Annotated in this window: 1 pseudogene; it reads right to left on the reverse strand. The window is 25.5% G+C overall.

What is annotated here, in order from left to right:
- Positions 1-216: pseudogene (locus RI68_RS02150) on the reverse strand (ATP-dependent Zn protease); the annotation flags it as partial.
- Positions 217-239: the final 23 nt, after the last annotated feature.

Here is a 239-nt window from a genome sequence, read left to right on the forward strand (position 1 = left end):
AATTATATCTTTGTTTTGTTGGAGTTTGTCTTTCATTTCTTGGAGATTTTTATTTTGGATTTCTAATTTTTTATGATGGGTTATGAGGTTTGTTTCAGTTTCCGTTAAAGTTTGATGATGAATCCAAACATAAGTCCCTAAAAATAAGATCATAGATGTTATGATGATTATGATTAAATTAGTTGAATTTTTATTTGATTTCTTTTTGATAGTCATCTTAGTTCCTTTCTACCAAAAAA

It is taken from the genome of Vaccinium witches'-broom phytoplasma str. VAC (assembly GCF_000309405.1).
In the GTDB taxonomy this organism is placed as follows: Bacteria; Bacillota_I; Bacilli_A; order Acholeplasmatales; family Acholeplasmataceae; genus Phytoplasma.